A 921-nucleotide genomic window follows, 5' to 3' on the forward strand; every position below is an offset into this window, starting at 1 on the left:
AAAAGGCGCACAAGCTTCCGCTGCAACTTGATGCCATTGCTGGCAATCTTCTACAAAACCATAGTAAGGCGTTAAATCATAACCACCACCGAACCACCAAATGGGTTCAGCACCGTCCTTTTCCGCAATAAAGAAGCGAACATTGGCATGAGAGGTCGGTACATAGGGGTTATGAGGGTGCATAACCAAAGACACACCCATCGCCTGAAAGCGACGACCTGCCAACTCAGGTCTGGCACTAGTTGCCGAAGGCGGCAATGAGTCCCCGTAAACATGAGAGAAGTTAACACCCCCTTTCTCGAAAACAGCCCCATCTTTAATCACTCGAGTTCGACCACCGCCACCTTGAGGGCGCTCCCAGGCATCCTCTACAAAGCGCGCCTGACCATCACTTTGCTCCAGCCCTTCACAAATACTATCTTGCAAACCGAGCAAATAAGCTTTGACCTGTTCTAACATGCACTCACTCCTAATATTTATTCTGTATGCGCTGAGTTTATCCAACGCTAGACCCGTAGCGACTCTCCGCTTACCAGGTCTCTAATTTCTGAAGGTTTATCGAAGCCGCCAAGGCGGCCAGGCAGAAGATAATCAACTCTCCCCCTAAAGTAGTCTCGTGCTTCACGTAGGTTCATTGCCGGATGCTTGCCAGAAGGATTAGCCGAAGTAGACACCAGAGGTGCTCCGACTCGTCGACTAAGCTCAACAATTAAAGGGTGCGTACTAAGACGCAAGGCAACGCTTGAAAACCGCCCCTTGATATATGAAGGCACTCTGTTGGCTTCATCTGGCACCAACCAAGTAGTCGGCCTCGTAACCGGCGCTAGAAACTTACGCTGAAGTGCCTCGGGCAAATCCTTAAGTAAAACGTCAAAATAACAAGCCTCTCCTGAAACCAAGATCAAGCCTTTTTCAACGGGT

General features: G+C 49.6%; 2 protein-coding genes. Both read right to left on the reverse strand.

The window, feature by feature from the left end; all coding sequences use genetic code 11:
- Positions 1-459 (reverse strand): coproporphyrinogen III oxidase (locus A3735_RS03880; protein ID WP_156499389.1); only part of this gene is annotated, 459 nt, incomplete at its 3' end.
- A 47-nt stretch (positions 460-506) separates the two neighbouring features.
- Positions 507-921, reverse strand: a 415-nt coding sequence (locus A3735_RS03885; protein WP_068637617.1) for an L-threonylcarbamoyladenylate synthase, incomplete at its 5' end; no start/stop codon positions are given.

This window comes from Oleiphilus sp. HI0061 (genome assembly GCF_001635675.1).